The 22,401-nt window shown below is 64.0% G+C and carries 18 protein-coding genes; 9 read left to right on the top strand and 9 right to left on the bottom strand.

The window, feature by feature from the left end; all coding sequences use genetic code 11:
• Window positions 1-167: 167 nt before the first annotated feature.
• The 3 genes from AC0J42_RS02045 to AC0J42_RS02035 all read right to left on the bottom strand — a co-directional run bounded on the left by AC0J42_RS02045 (window position 168) and on the right by AC0J42_RS02035 (window position 6,906).
• Window positions 168-1,526 (bottom strand): DUF3999 domain-containing protein, encoded by a 1,359-nt coding sequence (locus tag AC0J42_RS02045; protein ID WP_473005130.1) that lies wholly within the window; start codon window positions 1,524-1,526, stop codon window positions 168-170.
• Between the two features lie 10 nt (window positions 1,527-1,536).
• The gene (locus AC0J42_RS02040; protein ID WP_473005129.1) at window positions 1,537-4,257 is read right to left on the bottom strand and encodes a DUF2339 domain-containing protein; all 2,721 of its coding nucleotides are present in this window, start codon (window positions 4,255-4,257) and stop codon (window positions 1,537-1,539) included.
• Between the two features lie 198 nt (window positions 4,258-4,455).
• Window positions 4,456-6,906, bottom strand: a complete 2,451-nt coding sequence (locus tag AC0J42_RS02035; RefSeq protein ID WP_416422005.1) for a glycogen/starch/alpha-glucan phosphorylase — start codon at window positions 6,904-6,906, stop codon at window positions 4,456-4,458.
• A gap of 201 nt (window positions 6,907-7,107) precedes the next feature.
• On the opposite strand from AC0J42_RS02035, the gene AC0J42_RS02030 reads away from it, so the two are divergent.
• Window positions 7,108-7,512, top strand: a complete 405-nt coding sequence (locus AC0J42_RS02030) for a YkgJ family cysteine cluster protein (RefSeq protein ID WP_416422004.1) — start codon at window positions 7,108-7,110, stop codon at window positions 7,510-7,512.
• A gap of 162 nt (window positions 7,513-7,674) precedes the next feature.
• Here the strand turns inward: AC0J42_RS02030 and typA are convergent, their stop codons facing one another.
• The gene (gene typA / locus AC0J42_RS02025; RefSeq protein WP_027979873.1) at window positions 7,675-9,495 is read right to left on the bottom strand and encodes a translational GTPase TypA; all 1,821 of its coding nucleotides are present in this window, start codon (window positions 9,493-9,495) and stop codon (window positions 7,675-7,677) included.
• Between the two features lie 139 nt (window positions 9,496-9,634).
• The gene (gene thiI, locus AC0J42_RS02020; protein WP_416422003.1) at window positions 9,635-11,089 is read right to left on the bottom strand and encodes a tRNA uracil 4-sulfurtransferase ThiI; all 1,455 of its coding nucleotides are present in this window, start codon (window positions 11,087-11,089) and stop codon (window positions 9,635-9,637) included.
• Between the two features lie 332 nt (window positions 11,090-11,421).
• Here thiI and glnA point away from each other — a divergent pair, with 332 nt between their 5' ends.
• From glnA to ntrC, 6 genes are all read left to right on the top strand, one after another.
• Window positions 11,422-12,828 carry a glutamate--ammonia ligase gene (glnA, locus tag AC0J42_RS02015; RefSeq protein WP_416422002.1) on the top strand — a complete coding sequence of 469 codons (1,407 nt, stop codon included), beginning with the start codon at window positions 11,422-11,424 and terminating at the stop codon, window positions 12,826-12,828.
• A gap of 134 nt (window positions 12,829-12,962) precedes the next feature.
• Entirely contained in the window at window positions 12,963-13,502 is a 540-nt protein-coding gene (locus AC0J42_RS02010) for a chorismate mutase (protein WP_473005128.1), read from the top strand.
• Between the two features lie 435 nt (window positions 13,503-13,937).
• Complete coding sequence (locus AC0J42_RS02005) at window positions 13,938-14,474, top strand: DUF4124 domain-containing protein (RefSeq protein ID WP_473005127.1); 537 nt, start codon at window positions 13,938-13,940, stop codon at window positions 14,472-14,474.
• Window positions 14,471-15,076, top strand: a complete 606-nt coding sequence (locus AC0J42_RS02000; protein ID WP_416421999.1) for a DUF4124 domain-containing protein — start codon at window positions 14,471-14,473, stop codon at window positions 15,074-15,076. The genes AC0J42_RS02005 and AC0J42_RS02000 overlap by 4 nt, the downstream gene beginning before the upstream one ends.
• Before the next feature lie 276 nt (window positions 15,077-15,352).
• Complete coding sequence (gene glnL, locus AC0J42_RS01995) at window positions 15,353-16,438, top strand: nitrogen regulation protein NR(II) (RefSeq protein WP_416421998.1); 1,086 nt, start codon at window positions 15,353-15,355, stop codon at window positions 16,436-16,438.
• Window positions 16,435-17,871 carry a nitrogen regulation protein NR(I) gene (ntrC, locus tag AC0J42_RS01990; RefSeq protein ID WP_416421997.1) on the top strand — a complete coding sequence of 479 codons (1,437 nt, stop codon included), beginning with the start codon at window positions 16,435-16,437 and terminating at the stop codon, window positions 17,869-17,871. The genes glnL and ntrC overlap by 4 nt, the downstream gene beginning before the upstream one ends.
• 580 nt (window positions 17,872-18,451) lie before the next feature.
• On the opposite strand, the gene AC0J42_RS01985 is transcribed toward ntrC, so the two are convergent.
• Entirely contained in the window at window positions 18,452-18,892 is a 441-nt protein-coding gene (locus AC0J42_RS01985) for a hypothetical protein (protein ID WP_416421996.1), read from the bottom strand.
• Between AC0J42_RS01985 and trmL the strand changes: the two genes are divergently transcribed.
• Window positions 18,891-19,346 carry a tRNA (uridine(34)/cytosine(34)/5-carboxymethylaminomethyluridine(34)-2'-O)-methyltransferase TrmL gene (gene trmL, locus AC0J42_RS01980; protein WP_008367899.1) on the top strand — a complete coding sequence of 152 codons (456 nt, stop codon included), beginning with the start codon at window positions 18,891-18,893 and terminating at the stop codon, window positions 19,344-19,346. The genes AC0J42_RS01985 and trmL overlap by 2 nt on opposite strands.
• Window positions 19,347-19,399: 53 nt before the next feature.
• On the opposite strand, the gene secB is transcribed toward trmL, so the two are convergent.
• The 3 genes from secB to AC0J42_RS01965 are packed head-to-tail and all read right to left on the bottom strand — an operon-like array spanning window position 19,400 to window position 20,605.
• Window positions 19,400-19,894, bottom strand: a complete 495-nt coding sequence (gene secB / locus AC0J42_RS01975; protein WP_416421995.1) for a protein-export chaperone SecB — start codon at window positions 19,892-19,894, stop codon at window positions 19,400-19,402.
• A 41-nt stretch (window positions 19,895-19,935) separates the two neighbouring features.
• Window positions 19,936-20,190: a glutaredoxin 3 gene (grxC, locus tag AC0J42_RS01970; protein ID WP_416421994.1), complete on the bottom strand. Its 255-nt coding sequence runs from the start codon at window positions 20,188-20,190 to the stop codon at window positions 19,936-19,938.
• Between the two features lies 1 nt (window position 20,191).
• On the bottom strand, window positions 20,192-20,605 hold the full coding sequence (locus AC0J42_RS01965) for a rhodanese-like domain-containing protein (protein ID WP_416421993.1): 414 nt from the start codon (window positions 20,603-20,605) through the stop codon (window positions 20,192-20,194).
• Window positions 20,606-20,816: 211 nt separating this feature from the next.
• On the opposite strand from AC0J42_RS01965, the gene gpmI reads away from it, so the two are divergent.
• The gene (gene gpmI / locus AC0J42_RS01960) at window positions 20,817-22,352 is read left to right on the top strand and encodes a 2,3-bisphosphoglycerate-independent phosphoglycerate mutase (protein ID WP_473005126.1); all 1,536 of its coding nucleotides are present in this window, start codon (window positions 20,817-20,819) and stop codon (window positions 22,350-22,352) included.
• Window positions 22,353-22,401: the final 49 nt, after the last annotated feature.

Here is a 22,401-nt window from a genome sequence, read left to right as displayed (position 1 = left end):
CTCCGGAGAATGGGGTGGGGAAAAACCCGCGCAGTTTACAGGCTCATTCACAACCTAGCGAGCGATAGGGGCGCGGTTCCAGCCCTTCAGACCGGGCTGTAACGATAAAGGTTCACGCCACCCGCTCAAGCGTAGTCCGAAAATGCCCGCGGGTGACGCTTATGGCCTCACTGGCCGCCGGGTTTTGCCCGCACCAGGCTGTATGCCATGGCCGCCAGCGCCAGCACGCCGACCACCAGCACCAGCCACAGGCTGATGTGTTTCCAGTTCGACGATGGCGCCGCGGCCACCGGTGGCGGCGGCGCGACGATGACCGGCGTCACGGCGGGCTCGGCGACGCCAAGGGCGGCCATGCGCTGCTCGTCCACGTCGGGTATCAGCGTGCTCAAAGGCAACTGCGCACTGACCGCATTCGGGTTGCCGATGGCCAGCCGGTAAGGGCCAGCACCCCGCGCCAGGAACACCAGCTGCACCGGCCGCACCGCCACGCGCAGCAGCGGCGCCTCCGCGCCCAGGCCACCGCCACGGTCGTCCACCTCCAGCTTGAGCTGGCGCAGGGTCTCGCCGCGCATGGGCAGCTCGCTCTGCACGGCGTCCTGGCCGTTCTGGGTCAGGCGGTAGAGCAGGCCGCTTTCCAGCGGTTCCCAACTGCCATTGAGGTCGTAGCGGCCGAACAGGTCGACCGGGGCCAGGCTGTTGGGCTGGTCCAGGTCGATCTGCACCCGTTCCACCGCCAGCGCCGCTGGCAGCATCCAGACGTACTGGTTGGCCTTGGCGCTGCTGCCCTTGATCGGCTCCGACCACACCAGCGGTGGCGGCACATGGCTGCTGGCGCTGCTTTGCACCAGCACCTGGCTGAGCACCGGCGCCGACTGTGGCACCTGCCACAACAGGCGCAGGTAACGCGCCGGCAGGCCCGGCAGGCTGACTTCATGCTGCTCGATGCGCTCGTCGGCGAACGACAGCCGCGCCACCTGCCCTTCACCCCAGGGGCGCCAATGCTGCAGGTCGTCGCTGGCCTCGATGGTGAAACGCTGGAAGCCTTCGCGCTCGCTGCTCCAGTCCAGGCTCAGCTGGTTCAAGGGTTCCTTGATGGCGCTGGTGTCCAGCAGCCAGCCGCGCAGCACCTCTTCACCGGCTTCCAGTTCCTCGTCGGGCTGCACCTCGATCAGGCTGCCGTTGGGGCCGGTCTGCACCCGCACCTTGGGCGTGCCCGGCGCGGTTTCGGCGTCATCGTACAGCGGGAACCACTTCACGCTGGCCTGGTGCTCGCTTTGCCCATGGCGCGCCGGCTCGTGCACCAGGGCATAGGCCTGGGGCTCGCCGGCGGCGTTGAACACGCGAATGTCGCCCAGGTCCGCCTGCCGCGCGCCCAACTGCAGCGCCAGCGGCAGCTCCAGGCGGTACCACGGGCCTTGGCCACTGGTGCTCAGCGGCACCTGGTTGGCAAAGTCTTGCGGTTGCTCCTGAGCCATGGCCGACAGCACGGCACACAAGCCCATTACCCCACACCACGTCTTGATCATGTGCCCCATATCAGGAATCGGCCCCCGCCGTTTCAATTCGCCGTGGCGGCAGCGGAGCGAAATACCCCACCACCAGCAACAGCACGCCCACCCCAATGAACGAGACGATCCGGGCCAGGCCGCCATGATTGCTCAGTTCGACGAAGAACAGCTTGGCCACCACTACCGCGATAAGCCCCGCCCCCACCAGCCACACCTTGCGCCGCCCGCGCAGGTGCCCACCAATCATCAGGCCCAGGGCCACCAGCGTCCACACCAGTGACAGGCTGGCCTGCACCAGCATCGAGGCCAGCAAGGCCTGTAGATCATAGGGCAAGCCGGCGTAATGGTGGGCGGTGCGCAGGACCATGGCGGTGAGCACCGCGAACAGCGAGGCGCCCAGCATCCAGGTCACCGGCCCGCGTACCCCCAGGCTGCGCAGGCGGCTGTCGAAGTGCCGCGCCCAGACGAACAGGGCGTAGATCACCAGCAGCAGGCCCAGCTCCAGTGGGTTCACCAGCGGCACGTACGGCAGCGGCTCGGCCGAGCCGTCGCTGAAGCAGTTGGCCAGCCACAGCCAGCCCAGCATGCCACACGCCAAGGGCCAGGCGGCCCACCAGCGGTAGGCCTGTGGATAACTGGCGAGCGGCCACGGCCATTCGCGCGGGCTGGCCATGGCCAGCAGGAACAGCGCCGGGAACACCGCCCAGCCCAGCCAGCGCCAGGCGTTGTAGTAGCCGGCCAGCTGTTCCAGGCCGTAGCTCAGCTCCAGCGCCAGCAGGGCAATCAACAACCAGGCGCCGAGCACATGGCTGATGGTCAGCACGCGGCTGCCCAGCCACTCGGGCAGGCGCCGCAGCGACCAGAAATGCACCACCAACACCGCCGGCCAGGCCAGCCAGCCAAGGTCGGCGGCGACGTGGAAACTGTGCCCCCACCCATAGGGCAGCAGCAGCCAGGCCAGCGGCACCAGCAGCAGCGCCCCGTGCGCCAGGCCTGGCCAGCGCAGCCGCGGTGCCAGGGCGCTGGCCACGGCGCCGCTGGCGCTGAAGGCCAGCAGCAGCGCCGCCGTGTCCAGCGGCCAATTCACCCAGCGCGCCACCCCGCTGCCACACGCCAGCAACCACCACAGCCCGCCCCACACCAGCAGCACCACGCCCAGGCCGCTGCCAGGCCGTTCGGCATGCTGGCGCCAGGCACAGACCAGGCCGGCGACGGCCAGCAGCAAGGCGCTGAACGCCAGGTCACCGGTGACCGCCAGGTAAGGTGACAGGCTCCAGGCGAACAGGCAGCAGCCGGCAGCCCCCAGTTGTAGCAGCAAGGCAAACCAGCACGCCAGGCGTCGTTGCTGGCGCAGCCCCAGCCAGTACAGCCCCGCGCCTTCCAGGGCCCAGGCGCTGCTGGTCCAGTGCGCGTCCAGGCCCAGGGGAATGGCCAGGCTGGTGAAGATCACCGCCAACGCCAGGCAGGTTTCGGTCAGCAGCGTGGCGCGTTGCGGGGCCCTGCGGGCCAGCAGCCAGGCCAGCACCATGTAGATCGCGCCCAGGCCCAGGGCGCTGAACGCCGCGCCGAACGGCAGCTGATGGACCAGCGCCCATTGCAGGCCGAAGCCCACCAGCGGCGGCCCGAACAGGATGGTGCCATGCACGTAGTCGCCCTGGCGCGCCGCCCAGCGCAGCAGCGTGGCGCGGTCGGCGTCGGCAGGCGGCGCTGGGCTATCCAGCAGGGTGCGGCGGGCGAACAGCAGGCCGATGGCCAGGTACATGGCGAAGAACAGCCACAGGAAGGGTGCCGTGCTCCAGAACAGCTCGGGCGTATAGGCGCGCACCCCCCAGGCGAAACCGACGCCGAAGGTGCCGGCGAAGCCGATCAGGTTCAGCAGGCGCCAGGCCTTGAACCAGGCGATGGCGAGGATGCCGGCGTTGAGCAGGGCGAAATAGCTGAACAGCGCCACATGGCTGCCGGCCCCGGTGGATGCGAGGATAGGCGCCGCGAAGCCGCCCAGGGCTGCCGCGCAGGCCAGGCCCAGGGCATCCTGCAGCACCGCCAGGATGGCCGAGAACACCGTGATGGCCACCAGCAGGGCCATGGCCGGGCCGGGGTCGATCAGCGCATGCAGGCGCATGGCAGCGAAGATGGTCAGGTACAGCACGCCCACGCCAGCACCTTGCAGCAGCAAGCCGTAGCCGCGGCGTTTCAGCCGCAGCCACCAGCCCAGCCCCAGCAGCGCCAGGGCGCTGGCGGCGACGCCGGCGTAGCGCAGTTCCACCGGCACCACGACGTTTTCGGTGGCGTAGCGCAGCAGGAACGCCAGGCCCAGGAACAGCAGCACCAGGCCCACGCGCAGCACGGTGTTGCCGCCCAGCAGCCAGCCGCGGGCGGCCGCGAAGGCCTTGCCGAAGAAATCGGGTTCGCCAGGTGGCCGGGGCTCGGTGGCCCAGGCGTTGGCAGTGACAGGCTCGGGAGCGGGTTCGGGCGGGGTTGCGGGCAACTCCCATTCCAGCTCCACCGCTGCTTCGGGAGCGGCAGCCGGAGCGGCTGTCGCCACCGGCGCAGGCCCTTCCAGCACCTGCAACCGCAGCTGCAAGGCCGTCAGCGCCCGGCCTTGTTCCTCGCTGCGACGCGTAAGCGTGGCAAGCCGCAAGGCCTGGCCCAGGCCCAGCCCCAACAGCCCACCAATGAGCGCGCCGTCGATGGATTCATCGAACGCACCACCCAACGCAAGGCCCAGCAACAGCAGTACCCATTGCATGATCGATTTCCCTAACCGGTGTCACAAGTCCATGGCAGGGCGACAGTATATCGGGTAGGGCTGCATGTGCCCTGCAAAACCGTAGCCGCTACCGCAGGCTGCGCTGGCCATGGTGTGCACTGAAGATTTCCAGCGTACATGAGGGCCAGCGCAGCCTGCGGCAGCGGCTACGCGGGCGGCGTCGCTGCGGCAGTCGCGTTACTCCAGCGCCTTCCAGATCTCCTCGGCGTATTCGCGAATGGTGCGGTCGGACGAGAACCAGCCAGTGCGCGCGGTGTTCAGCACGGCCGAGCGCCACCAGCGGTCCGGGTCGTGCCACAGGTCTTCCACGCGCTTCTGCGCGTCCCAGTAGGCGTCGAAGTCGGCGCACACCAGGAAACGGTCGTAGGCGATCAGGCCGTCGATCAGCCCGGCATAGCGCGACGAATCGTCCGGCGAGAACACCCCGCCGCGAATCGCCTGCAGCACGTCGTTGAGGCGGTGGGACGCGGCGATGTCACCGCTGGCGTTGAACTCCCCGGCGCGCTTGCGCGCTTCGACCTGCTGGGCGGTCAGGCCGAAGATGAACATGTGCTCGGTGCCGATCAGGTCGCTCATCTCGACGTTGGCGCCGTCCATGGTGCCGATGGTCAGCGCGCCATTGAGGCCGAACTTCATGTTGCTGGTACCCGAGGCCTCATAGCCGGCGGTGGAGATCTGCTCGGACAGGTCGGCCGCCGGAATGATGCTTTCGGCCAGGCTGACGTTGTAGTTGGGCAGGAACACCACCTTCAGCAGGCCGCGCACGGTGGGGTCGTTGTTGACGGTGCGGGCGATGTCGTTGGCAAGCTTGATGATCAGCTTGGCCTGGTGGTAGCTGGCGGCCGCCTTGCCGGCGAAGATCTTCACCCGCGGCACCCAGTGCGTGCCCGGCTCGGCACGAATGGCCTGGTACAGCGCCACCGTGTGCAGCAGGTTAAGCAACTGGCGCTTGTACTCGTGGATACGCTTCACCTGCACGTCGAACATGGCCTCGGGGTTGATGGCCACGCCCAGGCGGTCCTGGATGATGCGCGCCAGGGCCTTCTTGCTGCTCAGGCGCTGGGCGGCGAAACGTTTGCGGAACTCGGGCTTGTCGGCGAAGGGTTCGAGGTCCTTGAGGCGCTGCTCGGGATGGTCGAGCACGTCCTCGCCCAGGGCATCCACCAGCATCGAGGTCAGCTCGCCGTTGGACTGGAACAGCCAGCGGCGGAAGGTGATGCCGTTGGTCTTGTTGTTGATGCGGTCGGGGTACAGCTTGTGCATTTCGGCGAACACGGTGCTGCGCATCAGCTTGGTGTGCAGCGCCGACACGCCGTTGACGCTGTGCGAGCCCAGGAACGCCAGGTTGCCCATGCGCACGCGGCGGCCGTTGTCTTCCTCGATCAGCGACACCGCGCGCAGCACGTCGAAGTCATGGATGCCTTTGGCCCGCAGCGAATCGATGTGGTAGGCGTTGATCAGGTAGATGATCTGCATGTGCCGCGGCAGCATGCGCTCCATCAGGCCCACCGGCCAGGTCTCCAGCGCCTCGGGCAGCAGGGTGTGGTTGGTGTAGGCCAGGGTGTTGACGGTGATGTTCCAGGCGGTGTCCCAGGCCAGGCCGTGGGTGTCCACCAGCAGGCGCATCAGCTCGGCCACGGCGATGGAGGGGTGGGTGTCGTTGAGCTGGATGGCGGCGCCGTCGGCCAGGTTCAGCAGCGAGGGGTGGATGTTCTGGTGGCGGCGCAGCAGGTCCTGCAGCGAGGCCGAGACGAAGAAGTATTCCTGGCGCAGGCGCAGCTCCTGGCCGGCCTCGGTGCTGTCGGCCGGGTAGAGTACCCGCGAGATGCTTTCGGCGCGGGCCACTTCGGCCACGGCGCCCAGGTGGTCACCGGCGTTGAAGCGTTCCAGGTGCAGCTCTTCCAGGGCGCGTGCACGCCACAGCCGCAGGGTATTCACGCTGGAACCGCGCCAGCCCACCACCGGCGTGTCGTAGGCCACCGCCCGCACGGTCTCGGCGGGCCACCACACTTGTTTCTGCTGGCCGCCGGCGTCCTGCACGGTCTCCACGTGGCCGCCGAAGCTGATCGGGTAGATCACCTCGGGGCGCTCGAACTCCCAGGGGTTGCCGAAGTCCAGCCAGTTCTCGGTCTGCTCCTGCTGCCAGCCGTCGACGATGGCCTGGCGGAACAGCCCGTGTTCGTAGCGAATGCCGTAGCCGTGGGCGGCGATGCCCAGGGTCGACATGCTCTCCATGAAGCAGGCCGCCAGCCGGCCCAGGCCGCCGTTGCCCAACGCCGCGTCGGGCTCCAGCAGGCGGATGCGTTCCAGGTCCACGCCCAGGTCGGTGAGAGCCTCCTTGGCGATGTCCAGCAGCCCCAGGTTGCTGAGGCTGTCGTACAGCAACCGGCCGATCAGGAATTCCAGGGACAGGTAGTACACCCGCTTCTGCGCCTTGCGGTAGATCTGCCGGGTGTGGTCCATCCAGTGTTCGACCATATGGTCGCGGGCCGCCAGGGCGATGGCTTCGAACCAGTCGTGATCAAAGGCATGATCCGGGTCCTTGCCTACCGCGTATGTGAGTTTTGCGAGTACAGCGGCGCGAAATTCGGCCACCTCTGCGTCACGGACAAGCGGTTCCTGAGACATTGATGCGTCCTCGGGGAAGTTGACGGATTTTTAGGATGGGGTTGTCTGAGCCTAGACGGTTCGACAGGAGGTGAAAGGCCAGGTTCGCGCTTTTCTGTAAGAACCACGAAACACCCAGGGGTGAAACCGGCAAATGGTTGTTCACAATTTCACCAGTCCCGGTATCATCGCGCGCCCGATTACCCCGAAAAACCGAACCCGATGAAGACCACCCTGATAGCCGCTGCCGAAGTCGACCGCCTGGAGACCTGGCAGAAATTCACCCAGCCCATGTGCGGCGCCTGCATGTCGACCTGCTGCACCCTGCCCGTGGAGGTGAAGATCAAGGATCTGGTGCGCATCGGCGTGGTGGACGAATTCGAACTGGGCGACCCGCCGAAGAACATCGCCAAGCGCCTGCAGAAGGACGGCATCGTCGAGCGCTTCAACCAGAAGTCGGGCATCTTCACCTTGCAGCGCATGAGCAACAACGACTGCCTGTACCTGGACCGCAAGAGCCGCCTGTGCACCATCTACGACAAGCGCCCGGATACCTGCCGCAACCACCCGCGCGTAGGCCCGCGGCCTGGGTATTGCGCGTACAAGCCAAAGCCCGCGACGTTCTAAACCGCCTGTGGGAGCTGGCTTGCCAGCGAGCTTTTTGGGCATCAACAGCTCGCTGGCAAGCCAGCTCCCACATAAGCGTGTTGCGACTACAGATTTGTAAAGACATAAAAAAACGCCCCCGGCCTTTCGACCGGGGGCGTTTTTCATTCAGCGAAGGCTAGCTTACGCCTTGGCTTTCTTGGCAGCGCGGGTACGCTCGCTTTCGTCCAGGATCTTCTTGCGAAGACGGATGGACTTAGGAGTCACTTCGCACAGCTCGTCTTCCTGGATGTATTCCAGGGCCTGTTCCAGGGTGAAGCGAACAGGTGGAACCAGGGCGATGGTTTCGTCTTTACCCGAAGCACGCATGTTGTCGAGCTTCTTGCCCTTGGTAGGGTTCACGCCCAGGTCGTTGTCGCGGCTGTTCTGGCCGACGATTTGACCGTTGTAGATCTCCTGGCCGTGTTCCACGAACAGCTTGCCACGAGCCTGCAGGGTTTCCAGCGAGTAGGTCAGAGCCTTGCCGGTTTCAACCGAAACCAGAACGCCGTTCGAACGGCCGGACATGTGGCCCGACTTGACGGTGTCGTAACGGTCGAAGATCGAGGTCAGGATGCCAGCACCGTTGGTCAGGGTCAGGAACTGGTTACGGAAACCAATCAGGCCGCGAGCAGGGATGTTGTATTCCAGACGTACACGGCCCTTGCCATCCGGCACCATGTTGGTCAGGTCGCCTTTACGCAGGCCCATCTCTTCCATGACCTTGCCCTGAGCTTCTTCAGGGATGTCGATGGTCACGTTTTCGAACGGCTCTTGCTTGACGCCGTCGACTTCACGAATGATCACTTCCGGACGGCCCAGGGCCAGCTCGAAGCCTTCGCGACGCATGGTTTCGATCAGTACCGACAGGTGCAGCTCACCACGGCCCGACACCTTGAACTTGTCAGCCGAGTCGCCTTCTTCAACGCGCAGTGCAACGTTGTACAGCAGCTCTTTGTCCAGACGGTCCTTGATGTTACGCGAGGTCACGAACTTGCCTTCTTTACCGCAGAATGGCGAGTCGTTTACCTGGAAGGTCATGGAAACGGTTGGCTCGTCGACGGTCAGCGGCTTCATGGCTTCGACGGTCAGTGGGTCGCACAGGGTGTCGGAGATGAACAGCTCGTCGAAACCGCTGATGCAGACGATGTCGCCGGCAGCGGCTTCTTCTACGTCGATGCGGTGCAGGCCGTGGTGACCCATCAGCTTCAGGATACGACCGTTGCGGCGCTTGCCGTCGGCGCTGATAGCCACAACCGGGGTGTTAGGCTTGACGCGACCGCGAGCGATACGGCCAACACCGATGACGCCCAGGAAGCTGTTGTAGTCCAGAGCCGAGATCTGCATCTGGAACGCGCCGTCACGGTCAACGGCTGGAGCTGGCACGTGATCCACGACCGCCTGGTACAGCGGGGTCATGTCTTCGGCCATGTCGGTGTGGTCCAGGCCGGCGATGCCGTTGATGGCCGAGGCGTAGACGACTTTGAAGTCCAGCTGTTCGTCGGTGGCACCCAGGTTGTCGAACAGATCGAAGATCTGGTCCAGAACCCAATCAGGACGCGCGCCCGGACGGTCGATCTTGTTGATCACGACGATCGGCTTCAGACCGGCTTCGAAGGCCTTCTTGGTCACGAAGCGAGTTTGCGGCATAGGGCCGTCTTGAGCGTCAACCAGCAGCAGAACGGAGTCGACCATCGACATAACGCGTTCTACTTCACCGCCGAAGTCGGCGTGGCCGGGGGTGTCGACGATGTTGATGTGGTAGCCATTCCAGTTGATGGCGGTGTTCTTCGCCAGAATGGTAATACCGCGCTCTTTCTCCTGGTCGTTGGAGTCCATCACGCGCTCGTCGTTGAGCTCGTTGCGCTCCAGGGTGCCCGATTGACGCAGCAGTTTGTCTACCAGGGTGGTTTTACCATGGTCAACGTGAGCGATGATGGCGATGTTACGTAGATTTTCGATCACTTGTGTATCTCGATCAGAGGATTCGGTGTGCTGACAGGTTGTGACAGCGATTTGACTTAGAGTCCCGCAAAGCCGTTACAGCTTTACGGTGGCGTCGGGGGGCCGGTGACGCAGGCCACAGGCAAACAGCCCCGGGCGCTTAGCTCGGTCGATAAACGCGCACATTGGCATGTCCCTCACTGAGCAAGTGGTGGGCATGCAGGCGACTCATCACGCCTTTGTCGCAATACAGCAGGTACTGACGGGTGGGGTCCAGTTCCTTGAAACGGCTGTTCAGTGCATAGAACGGCAGTGCCTTGACCTCGATGCCTTCGAGTTCAAGGGGCTCGTCTTCCTGGGCGTCCGGATGCCGAATGTCGATGATCACCTGCCCGGCCAGGGCCTGGGCGACTTCCTCGATTTCGATGTCCTGGCCCAATTCATCGATCACATTGTCGATGGAAACGAGCTTGGCGCGTTCCAGGGCCCGCTCCAGCACGGCCATGTCGAACTGCTGTTCTTCATAGGCGACGCGGTGGGGCTTGGCCTTGGTGGTGGGGTTGACCGAAATCACCCCGCAATATTCAGGCATGTGCTTGGCGAAGTCGGCGGTGCCGATTTCGTTGGCCTGGTCAATGATGTCCTGCTTATGGCTGGCAAGCAATGGACGCAGCAGCAGCTTGTCGGTTGCCGCACTGATCACCGAGAGGTTCGGAAGCGTCTGGCTCGACACTTGCGAGATGGCCTCGCCGGTTACCAGGGCATCAATTTGCAGACGATCGGCCATGCGGCTGGCGGCGCGCAGCATCATGCGCTTGAGAATCACGCCCATGTGGCTGTTGTCGACCTTGCCCAGCAGCTCGCCCACCACTTCCTCGAACGGGATGCTGATGAACAGCACGCGCTGGGAGCTGCCGTATTTCTTCCACAGGAAGTGCGCGACTTCCATCACGCCCAGCTCGTGGGCACGGCCGCCCAGGTTGAAGAAGCAGAAGTGGGTCATCAGGCCGCGGCGCATCATCTGGTAGGCAGCCACGGTGGAGTCGAAGCCTCCGGACATCAGTACCAGGGTCTGCTCCAGCGAGCCCAGCGGGTAGCCGCCGATGCCCTGGTGCTGGCTGTGGATGATGAACACGCGCTTGTCGCGGATCTCCAGGCGCACTTCCACGTCCGGGGTGCGCAGCTCGATGCCGGCGGCGCCGCACTGCTGGCGCAACTGGCTGCCAACATAACGGTCGACGTCCATGGAGCTGAAGGTGTGCTTGCCGGCGCGCTTGCAGCGCACGGCGAACATCTTGCCTGCCAGCAGGTGGCCGAAGTGCTGCTTGCACTGGGCGACCAGGTCGTCCATATCGCCCAGTGGGTATTCATCCACCTGGAGGAAATGGGTGATGCCGGGCACGCACTTGAGGCGCTCGATCATCTCGCGCTGGATTTTCGCATCTTCGATGCGGGTGACAACGGTGAGGTTGTCCCACACGCCATCCACCACCAGCTTCGGGTCCAGTTCACGGAGCACGACGCGGATGTTCTTGGCGAGCTGGCGAATGAAGTTCTTCCGAACGGGCCGGCTCTTGATGGTGATTTCTGGGAAGACTTTTACGATTAGTTTCATGAAAAACAGCGCGCGAGGTGCCAGCCGAAAAAGGGGGGGCAGGATTATAGCGGAAATTGCTCAGCTTTTAACCAGTTATCGTACAGAAGGTTTTCAGTGCACCTTTATGGTGCCTTACGGATTGCTAGCGCTTCAAAACAGTGCGGCAAATCGGCGCATTTTGCCGAAAACAGGCCGAAATGCTTGGGTTTGGGGCAAAAAACCCATCTCGGGGCACTGGCATGCAAATTGCTCCCTTGTGAGGCAGGTTGCCTTGGCAGACTATTCGCGCCCGGCATCACCCAAATTACAGGGCTAACCACTACCAGCCCTTATTCACCCCGGAGGACAACATGTCGAAGTCGGTTCAACTCATCAAAGATCATGACGTCAAGTGGATTGATCTGCGCTTCACGGACACCAAGGGCACCCAGCACCACGTCACCATGCCAGCCCGTGACGCGCTGGAAGACGACTTCTTCGAAGTCGGCAAGATGTTCGACGGTTCCTCCATCGCTGGTTGGAAAGGCATCGAAGCCTCCGACATGATCCTGCTGCCGGACGACGAAACTGCCGTCCTGGACCCGTTCACCGAAGAGCCGACCCTGATCCTGGTCTGCGACATCATCGAACCTTCGACCATGCAAGGCTACGATCGCGACCCGCGCGCCATCGCCCACCGCGCCGAAGAGTACCTGAAGTCGACCGGTATCGGTGACACCGTGTTCGCCGGCCCAGAGCCAGAGTTCTTCATCTTCGACGAAGTGAAGTTCAAGTCCGACATCTCCGGTTCCATGTTCAAGATCTACTCGGAACAAGGTTCGTGGATGTCCGACCAGGACGTGGAAGGCGGCAACAAGGGCCACCGTCCAGGCGTGAAAGGCGGCTACTTCCCAGTTCCTCCGTTCGACCACGACCACGAAATCCGTACCGCCATGTGCAACGCACTGGAAGAAATGGGCCAGGTCGTTGAAGTTCACCACCACGAAGTGGCAACTGCTGGCCAGAACGAAATCGGCGTCAAGTTCAACACCCTGGTGAAGAAGGCCGACGAAGTCCAGACCCTGAAGTACGTTGTGCACAACGTTGCCGACGCCTACGGCCGTACCGCTACCTTCATGCCTAAGCCACTGTACGGCGACAACGGCTCGGGTATGCACGTACACATGTCCATCGCCAAAGATGGCAAGAACACCTTCGCTGGCGAAGGCTATGCCGGCCTGTCCGACACCGCCCTGTACTTCATCGGCGGTATCATCAAGCACGGTAAGGCCCTGAACGGCTTCACCAACCCGGCGACCAACTCGTACAAGCGTCTGGTCCCAGGCTTCGAAGCTCCAGTAATGCTGGCCTACTCGGCTCGCAACCGTTCGGCTTCGATCCGTATTCCTTACGTCAACAGCCCACGCGGCCGTCGTATCGAAGCACGCTTCCCGGATCCGGCTGCCAACCCATACCTGGCCTTCGCAGCACTGCTGATGGCCGGCCTGGACGGTATCCAGAACAAGATCCACCCTGGCGACGCCGCTGACAAAAACCTGTACGACCTGCCGCCTGAAGAGGCGAAAGAGATCCCACAAGTTTGCGGCAGCCTGAAAGAAGCCCTGGAAGAGCTGGACAAAGGTCGTGCGTTCCTGACCAAAGGCGGCGTTTTCAGCGACGACTTCATCGACGCTTACATCGCCCTGAAAAGCGAAGAAGAAATCAAGGTGCGCACCTTCGTGCACCCACTGGAATACGAGCTGTACTACAGCTGCTAATCCGGTGACGTTGGCGCAAGCCGCGTGATTTGAAAAAGGCCTCCTTCGGGAGGCTTTTTTTATGCCCGCTGGAACCCCCTGGCCGCTAGAATCGGCCCCTACCGTTCGTCACCAATAACAACATGAGTACGACAATGCGTAGAACCCTGCTGCTCACCGCCACCCTGTTCTCCAGCGCTGCCTTCGCCGCGCCGCCCGCCACCCTCGCGCCACTGCTGGACAGCGTGCAACAACGCCTGGACATAGCCCCCAAGGTCGCCCTGACCAAATGGGACAACCACAAGCCGGTGCTCGACGCCCCGCGCGAGCGCGACGTGATTGCCGGCGCCGGCAAGCTGGCCGCCGAGTACAAGGTGGATGGCGCCCTGGCCGAACAGTTCTTCGCCGCGCAGATCGAGGCCAACAAGCTGGTGCAATACGGCCTGCTGACCCAGTGGAACGCCAAGGGCGCCGCGCCTGATACACCACGGGTGGACCTGGCCAAGGAGATCCGCCCGCAGCTGGACGTGCTGCAGAAGCAGCTGCTGGACCGCCTGGCGGCGTTCGCCCCGTCGCGCAACGACCCGCAGTGCCCACGCTGGGTGGCCAGCGCCATCGAGGCGCGCAAGGCTGACGCGCTGCAGCGCACGGCGCTGATCCGCGCCACCGGCGAGTTGTGCGCCAGCCCTTCCTGACGCCCCCGACGCGGCCCGTAGCAGCAACTGTCTTGAAGCGGCGTCGTCTGCATCGCTCGTAGCAGCGGCCGTAGGCCGCGTCCGAACAAACCGCCCATCCGCCGGCATGCCGCGCCGCAGCCTGCGGCAGCTGCTACGCGGATTCGGTGTAGCCGCTGCCGAAGGCTGCGCTGGCCCTGCGCCACGCTGAACTTCTTCAGTGCAAGCGGGGGCGGCTACAGATCGCGCGAAGCACCTGTAGCAGCGGCCGTAGGCCGCGTCCGAACACGCCGCGCATCCCCCGGAATGCCGCGCCGCAGCCGGACGCAGCCTTCGGCAGCTGCTACGTGCACCCGGCGCATTGGTACAAAGCCGAAACCATCCGTCGGCCATTCTGTTCTATGCTGGCACCTGGGCCGCAAGGCCGTTCCTTCCATGAACCGACAGGATGCGTTCATGCGCTCATGCCTTATCTGGGTACTGATGCTGATGGCGTTGCCCGCTTTCGCGCAGATCTACAAATACACCGACGCCGAAGGCAACACCGCCTACTCCAACCAGCCGCCCGACGGCACCCGCTCGCAGACCGTGGAACTGCCACCGCTCAACAGCGTGGAACCGCAGGCCCCCATTGCGCCCATGGTGCCGGTGCCGCGCAGCCCTCGCAGCAACCAGCCCCAGCAGGCCTACAACACCTTGCAGCTCACCGACATCCCCAGCGACGAAGCGCTGCGCGCCAACAACGGCACCTTCACCGTGGGCGTGCTGATCGACCCGCGCCTGCGCGACATCCACCGCTTGCGGCTGCTGCTCGACGACCAGCCCTACGGCCAGCCCACCAACGTGCCACGCCTGCAACTGGTGAACATCGACCGCGGCGACCACAGCCTGGCCGTGCAAGTGCTGTTCAATGACAAGGTGGTGCAGCAAAGCCCCACGGTCACCTTCACCCTGCAGCGCTACCACCTGCCACCCGCCGGAAAACGCCCATGAACCGCCTGCTGTCGGGCCTTGCATTGCTGGTGCTGAGCGCATCGGCCATGGCCCAGGTCTACACCTACATCGATGCCCAGGGTAACCGCGTCTACACCGACAAGCCCCACGCCAACGCCACCGTGGTGGACGTGCGGCCCAGCAACAGCATGAGCGCCACCCCCGTGCTGCCCACCCCGGCGCGCAAGCTGGCCAGGAAGCAGCCCGTGAGCCACTACGACATGCTGCGTATCCTCATTCCGGAACCGGACGCCAGCATCCATGACGCTTCCGGCAACATGATCGTGACCATCACCAGCGACCCGCCGCTGATGGCCAACCACGGCTACCGCCTGCTGATGGACGGCAACGTGGTCGCCGGCCCGGCGGTGAGCCCGGTGTTCGCGCTGAAGAACGTCGACCGCGGCACGCACCAGCTTGCAGCGGAGATCATCGACAACCATGAAACTGTGATCGAACGCACCCCGGCCCAGCCGTTCCACATGCAACGCATCTCGCTGATCCAGAAGCGCCGCAACAACCCCTGCAAGACCGAGGACTACGGCGTGCGCCCCGAATGCCCGCTCGCCGACAAGCCCGCCGACGACGAAGACAGCGAATGACACATCCAGCCGCTATAGTTTCCGCATCCGCTCTATTTTGGTGCGAATAGAACCGGTAAAGTCGGACGAACATCCCATTTTGGGTCAATCCTGAACGAGACCCTGCCCGCTGCGTCATTTAATGAGCAGTGAAAGCGCCATTTTCCGCCGGCCGCGCTTCTTTTCGGAGCTTTGGTTTAGTTCTTGCATTTTAAGGTGTATCAGCGGATTACCAGCCCGCGCCGCCAAGGACCCGCGCTCCTGCGGCAATGGGCCAAAAGAGGTCAACGACAGCTAATGACCATCAGTGATGCACTGCACCGACTGCTTCTGGACAACCTGACCACTGCCACCATCCTGCTCAACGCCGAGCTGCGCCTGGAGTACATGAACCCGGCCGCCGAAATGCTCCTGGCCATCAGCGGCCAGCGCAGCCATGGGCAGTTCATCAGCGAGCTGTTCACCGAGTCGGCCGAGGCCCTCAATTCCCTGCGCCAGGCCGTGGAACAGGCCCACCCGTTCACCAAGCGCGAGGCCATGCTCACCGCGCTCACCGGCCAGACCCTGACCGTGGACTACGCGGTAACGCCGATTCTCAACAACGGCCAGACCCTGCTGCTGCTCGAAGTGCACCCCCGTGACCGGCTGCTGCGCATCACCAAGGAAGAGGCCCAGCTGTCCAAGCAGGAAACCACCAAGATGCTGGTGCGCGGCCTGGCCCACGAGATCAAGAACCCGCTGGGCGGCATCCGTGGCGCCGCGCAGCTGCTGGCCCGGGAGCTGCCCGAGGAAAGCCTGAAGGACTACACCAACGTCATCATTGAAGAGGCCGACCGCCTGCGCAACCTGGTGGACCGCATGCTCGGTTCCAACAAGCTGCCGTCGCTGGCCATGACCAACGTGCACGAGGTACTGGAGCGTGTGTCCAGCCTGGTGGAAGCAGAAGCCCAGGGCGGCATCACCCTGGTGCGCGACTACGACCCCAGCATTCCCGACGTATTGATCGACCGCGAGCAGATGATCCAGGCCGTGCTCAATATCGTGCGCAACGCCATGCAGGCCATCAGCGGCCAGAACGAGTTGCGCCTGGGCCGCATCAGCCTGCGCACGCGCACCATGCGCCAGTTCACCATTGGCCACACCCGCCACCGGCTGGTGACCAAAATCGAAATTACCGACAACGGACCCGGTATACCGGCCGAGCTCCAGGAGACCATCTTCTACCCGATGGTCAGCGGGCGCCCGGACGGTACAGGCCTTGGCCTTGCCATTACCCAGAACATCATCAGCCAGCACCAGGGGCTGATCGAGTGTGAAAGCCACCCCGGCCACACCACTTTCTCGATCTTCCTGCCGCTGGAACAAGGAGCCGCTTCGTCATGAGTCGTAGTGAAACTGTCTGGATCGTCGATGACGACCGTTCCATCCGTTGGGTGCTGGAAAAGGCCTTGCAGCAGGAAGGCATGACCACCCAGAGCTTCGACAGTGCCGATGGCGTCATGAGCCGCCTGGCCCGCCAGCAGCCGGACGTGATCATCTCCGACATCCGCATGCCCGGCGCCAGTGGCCTGGACCTGCTGGCGCGCATTCGCGAGTCGCACCCGCGCCTGCCGGTCATCATCATGACCGCCCATTCGGACCTGGACAGCGCCGTGGCGTCGTACCAGGGCGGTGCGTTCGAATACCTGCCCAAGCCGTTCGACGTGGACGAGGCCGTGGCCCTGGTCAAGCGCGCCAACCAGCACGCCCAGGAGCAACAAGGCCTGACCGAAGTGCCGACGCTGACCCGCACGCCGGAAATCATCGGCGAAGCGCCGGCCATGCAGGAAGTCTTCCGCGCCATCGGCCGCCTCAGCCATTCCAACATCACCGTGCTGATCAACGGTGAGTCGGGTACCGGTAAAGAGCTGGTCGCCCACGCCCTGCACCGTCACAGCCCGCGCGCGGCGTCGCCGTTCATTGCCCTGAACATGGCCGCCATTCCCAAGGACCTGATGGAGTCCGAGCTGTTCGGCCATGAGAAAGGCGCGTTCACCGGCGCTGCCAACCTGCGCCGCGGCCGCTTCGAGCAGGCCGACGGCGGCACGCTGTTCCTCGACGAGATCGGCGACATGCCGGCCGACACCCAGACCCGCCTGCTGCGCGTGCTGGCCGACGGCGAGTTCTACCGCGTGGGCGGCCACACCCCGGTGAAGGTCGACGTGCGCATCATTGCCGCCACCCACCAGAACCTGGAAACCCTGGTGCACGCCGGCAAGTTCCGCGAGGACTTGTTCCACCGCCTGAACGTGATCCGCATCCACATTCCGCGCCTGTCGGACCGCCGTGAAGACATCCCGACCCTGGCCAAGCACTTCCTCAGCCGCGCCGCCCAGGAGCTGGCCGTGGAGCCCAAGCTGCTGAAGGCCGAGACCGAGGAATACCTGAAGAACCTGCCGTGGCCCGGCAACGTGCGCCAGCTGGAGAACACCTGCCGCTGGATCACCGTGATGGCCTCGGGCCGTGAAGTGCACATCGGCGACCTGCCACCCGAGCTGCTGAGCCTGCCGCAGGACGCAGCACCGGTGACCAACTGGGAGCAGGCCCTGCGCCAATGGGCCGACCAGGCCCTGGCCCGTGGCCAGTCCAGCCTGCTGGACAGCGCCGTGCCGAGCTTCGAGCGCATCATGATCGAGACCGCCCTCAAGCACACCGCCGGCCGCCGCCGCGACGCCGCCGTGCTGCTGGGCTGGGGCCGCAACACCTTGACCCGCAAGATCAAGGAACTGGGCATGAAGGTGGATGGCGGCGACGAAGACGAAGGCGACGACGCCTGACCCACCCCGTTACAGCAAAAAAAACCGCCAGCGACCCTGGCGGTTTTTTTTTACCCGTAGCAGCTGCCGAAGGCTGCGTCCCCAGCCAACCCGGTATTGCGCCCGGACGCAGCCTTCGGCAGCTGCTACGGGGTTGTGCATGGTGGCCCTGGCGTGCACCGCCGCAAGGCGTTTTTGCCCTTGGATCCAGCAAAAATGGCCTGAAAAACACCTCGCCGAAAATTGCCATTCATCGCCAAACCCGCGAAATACAAGGCTTGCGGCCGCCGAATCACAAATTCGCAACATCATGAGCGCATTTTTTCAAAAGCTGGCACGCGCTCTGCAATGTAGTAAGTGCAGGAACAGAAACATACGCCCAGTTTTGGGGTCCTTGGTACAGGCAGGCCGGGGAACCCTTCTTTACAGCCGGGACGCGCAGCACTCGACGAGGGTTGCGGTCCCACACCCGTTTTGGGGACCTTGGTACAGGCAGGCCGGGGATTCCCCTTCTTTACAACGGGGCGCGCAGCACTCGACGAGCGTTGCGCCCCCTCCCGTTTTGGGGACCTTGGTACAGGCAGGCCGGGGATTCCCTCTTTTATTCCTCCCGGAGGCTGAGCTTCAGCCTCCAGCGCCCATCCTCTTCTTCCCCACTGATATCACCGTGCAAGGGCCGCGCCGCCACCACGTTCAGCAACAGGCCGTTCTCGCCTGGCTGGGTGCGCCAGTTGGCCTTCTTGCCGTTGATATCCACCTGGCCGTTGCGGGTCAGGCCGTGGGCCTCGAATTGCACCACCAGCGCCCCGTCCACCGTGGTGGTCTGCACCTTGGGTTCGCCCGTGAACCAGAACACCAGCGCCGCCGGTTGTGGCTCGATTTTCACCAGTTCCAGCACTTCGGGGTTGGTGAGCTTGCCGATCATCAGCCCTACCATCAGGCCGATGATCGCCAACGAGAACATCACCCGCGGGAACAGGCTCGGACGCGGGTCCGGTTCAGGGGTAGAATGCTGCCCGTCTTTCAGTTCGGAGCCGTGCATGTTTCACGTCATCCTTTTTCAACCAGAGATACCGCCCAATACAGGCAACATTATACGGCTGTGCGCCAACAGTGGCTGCCACCTGCACTTGATCGAACCGATCGGCTTCGAGCTCGATGACAAGCGCCTGCGCCGCGCCGGCCTGGACTACCACGAGTACGCCACGCTCAAGCGCCACGCCGACCTTGCCAGCTGCCTGGAAAGCCTGGGCAACCCGCGGCTGTTCGCGTTCACCACCAAGGGCTCCAAGCCGTTCCACGAGGTGAGCTTCGCCGACGGCGACGCCTTCCTGTTCGGCCCGGAAAGCCGCGGCCTGCCGCCCGAGGTGCTGGACCCGCTGGGCAGCGACCAACGCCTGCGCCTGCCGATGCGTGAAGGCTGCCGCAGCCTGAACCTGTCGAACACCGTGGCCATCGCGGTGTACGAGGCGTGGCGCCAGTTGGGCTTTGCCTGACCTTGTAGCCACAAAAAAGCGCCCCGAGGGGCGCTTTTTCGTTGCGGCAAGCCTTACTGCAGCGAAGGCTTCGGCGCGTCGCCGGCTTCCTGCATGCGTTGCAGCTCTTGCGCGTACAGGGCGTCGAAGTTGACCGGGGCCAGCATCAGCGCCGGGAACGAGCCACGGACAACCAGGCTGTCCAGGGTTTCGCGCGCGTACGGGAACAGGATGTTCGGGCAGAAGGCACCCAGGGTGTGGCTCAGGGAGGCGTCGTCCAGGTTCTTGATCAGGAAGATACCGGCCTGCTGCACTTCAGCGATGAAGGCAACTTCCTCGCCGTTCTTGACGGTGACCGACAGGGTCAGCACGACCTCGTGGAAACCTTCTTCCAGCGCCTTCTGGCGAGTGTTCAGGTCCAGGGCAACGCTTGGCTCCCACTGCTGGCGGAAGATGGCCGGGCTTTTCGGCGCTTCGAACGACAGGTCACGCACGTAGATGCGCTGCAGGGAGAATTGCGGGGCGTTGGCTTCGTCGTTTGCCGCGCCGTTGTTCGGTTGATCAGTCATCGCAGATCCTTCTTACATTAAGGTCGTAACGTGGTTTGAATTCAGGCCTTGAGCAGCGCGTCGAGCTTGCCGGCGCGCTCCAGTGCGTACAGGTCGTCACAGCCGCCGACGTGCTGCTCGCCGATCCAGATTTGCGGGACCGAGGTGCGCCCGGCCTTCTGGGCCATGGCGGCGCGCACTTGTGGCTGGCCGTCGACGCGGATTTCTTCGAAGGCAACGCCCTTGCTTTCCAGCAGGGCCTTGGCCCGCATGCAGTAGGGGCACCAATCGCTGGAGTAGACGACGACGTGGCTCATTTCACTTTACCAGTGGAAGATTGTCAGCGCGCCAGCTGGAAACACCACCTGACAGTTTGGCCGCGGTATAGCCCGCCTTCAGCAGCTCGCGCGCGGTAGTACCGGCGTGCTGGCCCAGGCTGTCGACGATGATCAGGGTCTTGCCCTTGTGCTTTTCCAGCTCGGCCATGCGCGAGGCCAGCTTGTCCTGGGGAATGTTCAGGGCGCCGACGATGTGGCCGCTGGCGTAGTCTTTCTTGGCGCGGATGTCGATGACCACGGCCTGCTCGGCATTGACCAGTGCGGTCAGTTCACGCGGGCTCAGGCTCTTGCCGCCACGGCTGGCTTCCAGCGCAAGCAGCATGATCAGCAGGATGGCGAAAGCGCCGACGAGCAGATAGTGATTTGTGGCGAATTGAAGCAGGTGATCGGCCATCAGCAGGTTCCAGGGCGTTAAAATGTCGGCCAGTATACACAGCCGTCAAAGTCGGCCAAAGCCCGCCGGGCGCAACCTTCACGGAACCGCCGGCGCAAGGGCCTTGTCTGTGCTTCATAAGTGCGATTGATGAAGGTTATTCGCAAGCCTTGGCGTCTATGCCCTAAAATACGCTTCTCCTTTTCCATCTGACATAGCCGCGAGTGGATCTATGACAACCACGCCTAAACCTTTGGTCCTGATCATCCTGGATGGTTTCGGTCACAGCGAAAGCCACGAATACAATGCTGTCTATTCGGCGAAGAAGCCCACGCTGGACCGCCTGACCCAGACCATGCCCAATGGCCTGATCTCCGGTTCAGGCATGGACGTGGGCCTGCCCGACGGTCAGATGGGCAATTCCGAGGTCGGCCACATGAACCTGGGCGCCGGCCGCGTGGTGTATCAGGACTTCACCCGCGTGACCAAGGCCATTCGTGACGGCGAGTTCTTCGAGAACCCGACCATCTGCGCCGCCGTGGACAAGGCCGTCGGCGCGGGCAAGGCCGTGCACATCCTGGGCCTGCTGTCGGACGGCGGCGTGCACAGCCACCAGGACCACATCGTGGCCATGGCCGAGCTGGCCGCCCAGCGTGGCGCCGAGAAGATCTACCTGCACGCCTTCCTCGACGGCCGCGACACCCCGCCCAAAAGCGCCGAGGCGCCGCTGGAGCTGATGGACAAGACCTTCGCCCGCCTGGGCAAGGGCCGCACGGCCACCATCATCGGGCGCTACTTTGCCATGGACCGCGACAACCGCTGGGACCGCGTCAGCGCGGCCTATGAGCTGATTGTCGACGGCACCAGCGAATTCACCGCCGCCACCGCCGTGGACGGCCTCAACGCTGCCTACGAGCGCGGCGAGAACGACGAATTCGTCAAGGCCACGCGCATTGGCGACCAGGTGCAGGTGGAAGACGGCGACGCCGTGGTGTTCATGAACTTCCGCGCCGACCGCGCCCGGGAGATCACCCGCGTGTTCGTCGAGGACAACTTCGCCGACTTCCCGCGCAAGCGCCAGCCCAAGCTGGCCGGCTTCGTGGGCCTGACCCAGTACTCGGTGAAAATCCCGGCCCCGGCCGCCTTCGCCGCCGGTAGCCTGCACAACGTGCTGGGCGAATACCTGGCCAACAACGGCAAGACCCAGCTGCGCATCGCCGAGACCGAGAAATACGCCCACGTGACCTTCTTCTTCTCCGGCGGCCGCGAAGAGCCGTTCCCGGGCGAAGAGCGCATCCTGATCCCGTCGCCAAAGGTCGCCACCTATGACCTGCAGCCGGAAATGAGCGCCCCCGAGGTCACCGACAAGATCGTCGACGCCATCGAACACCAGCGCTTCGACGTGATCGTGGTCAACTACGCCAACGGCGACATGGTCGGCCACAGCGGCATCATGGAAGCCGCGGTGAAGGCCGTGGAATGCCTGGACACCTGCGTGGGCCGCATCGTCGAAGCCCTGGACAAGGTCGGCGGCGAAGCGCTGATCACCGCCGACCACGGCAACTGCGAGCAGATGGAAGACGAGTCCACCGGCCAGGCGCACACCGCGCACACCACGGAGCCGGTGCCGTTCATCTACGTCGGCAAGCGCAAGGTGCACGTGCGCGAAGGCGGCGTGCTGGCCGACGTGGCGCCGACCATGCTGCACCTGCTGAACATGGCCAAGCCTGAGGAAATGACTGGCCACTCGATTCTGGTAGACGACTAAGCTCACTGCGCGGGGGCCGGTGCCAGCGCCCTGCCCCCGCGCCCTGGAT

It is taken from the genome of Pseudomonas sp. Tav-5-1A, assembly GCF_055755055.1.
Note: the sequence above shows the minus strand (reverse complement) of the source record. Positions and strands in the feature narration are given on the sequence as shown.

What these genes read in the sequence shown, in the direction of transcription:
- gpmI (WP_473005126.1), top strand. Translation starts at nt 20,817, where the DNA reads ATGACAACCACGCCTAAACCTTTGGTCCTGATCATCCTGGATGGTTTC.
- AC0J42_RS02010 (WP_473005128.1), top strand. Translation starts at nt 12,963, where the DNA reads ATGCGTAGAACCCTGCTGCTCACCGCCACCCTGTTCTCCAGCGCTGCC.
- trmL (WP_008367899.1), top strand. Translation starts at nt 18,891, where the DNA reads ATGTTTCACGTCATCCTTTTTCAACCAGAGATACCGCCCAATACAGGC.
- ntrC (WP_416421997.1), top strand. Translation starts at nt 16,435, where the DNA reads ATGAGTCGTAGTGAAACTGTCTGGATCGTCGATGACGACCGTTCCATC.
- AC0J42_RS02000 (WP_416421999.1), top strand. Translation starts at nt 14,471, where the DNA reads ATGAACCGCCTGCTGTCGGGCCTTGCATTGCTGGTGCTGAGCGCATCG.
- AC0J42_RS02035 (WP_416422005.1), bottom strand. Translation starts at nt 6,906, where the DNA reads ATGTCTCAGGAACCGCTTGTCCGTGACGCAGAGGTGGCCGAATTTCGC.
- secB (WP_416421995.1), bottom strand. Translation starts at nt 19,894, where the DNA reads ATGACTGATCAACCGAACAACGGCGCGGCAAACGACGAAGCCAACGCC.
- AC0J42_RS01965 (WP_416421993.1), bottom strand. Translation starts at nt 20,605, where the DNA reads ATGGCCGATCACCTGCTTCAATTCGCCACAAATCACTATCTGCTCGTC.
- AC0J42_RS02040 (WP_473005129.1), bottom strand. Translation starts at nt 4,257, where the DNA reads ATGCAATGGGTACTGCTGTTGCTGGGCCTTGCGTTGGGTGGTGCGTTC.
- glnL (WP_416421998.1), top strand. Translation starts at nt 15,353, where the DNA reads ATGACCATCAGTGATGCACTGCACCGACTGCTTCTGGACAACCTGACC.
- AC0J42_RS02030 (WP_416422004.1), top strand. Translation starts at nt 7,108, where the DNA reads ATGAAGACCACCCTGATAGCCGCTGCCGAAGTCGACCGCCTGGAGACC.
- grxC (WP_416421994.1), bottom strand. Translation starts at nt 20,190, where the DNA reads ATGAGCCACGTCGTCGTCTACTCCAGCGATTGGTGCCCCTACTGCATG.
- AC0J42_RS01985 (WP_416421996.1), bottom strand. Translation starts at nt 18,892, where the DNA reads ATGCACGGCTCCGAACTGAAAGACGGGCAGCATTCTACCCCTGAACCG.
- glnA (WP_416422002.1), top strand. Translation starts at nt 11,422, where the DNA reads ATGTCGAAGTCGGTTCAACTCATCAAAGATCATGACGTCAAGTGGATT.
- AC0J42_RS02005 (WP_473005127.1), top strand. Translation starts at nt 13,938, where the DNA reads ATGCGCTCATGCCTTATCTGGGTACTGATGCTGATGGCGTTGCCCGCT.
- thiI (WP_416422003.1), bottom strand. Translation starts at nt 11,089, where the DNA reads ATGAAACTAATCGTAAAAGTCTTCCCAGAAATCACCATCAAGAGCCGG.
- AC0J42_RS02045 (WP_473005130.1), bottom strand. Translation starts at nt 1,526, where the DNA reads ATGATCAAGACGTGGTGTGGGGTAATGGGCTTGTGTGCCGTGCTGTCG.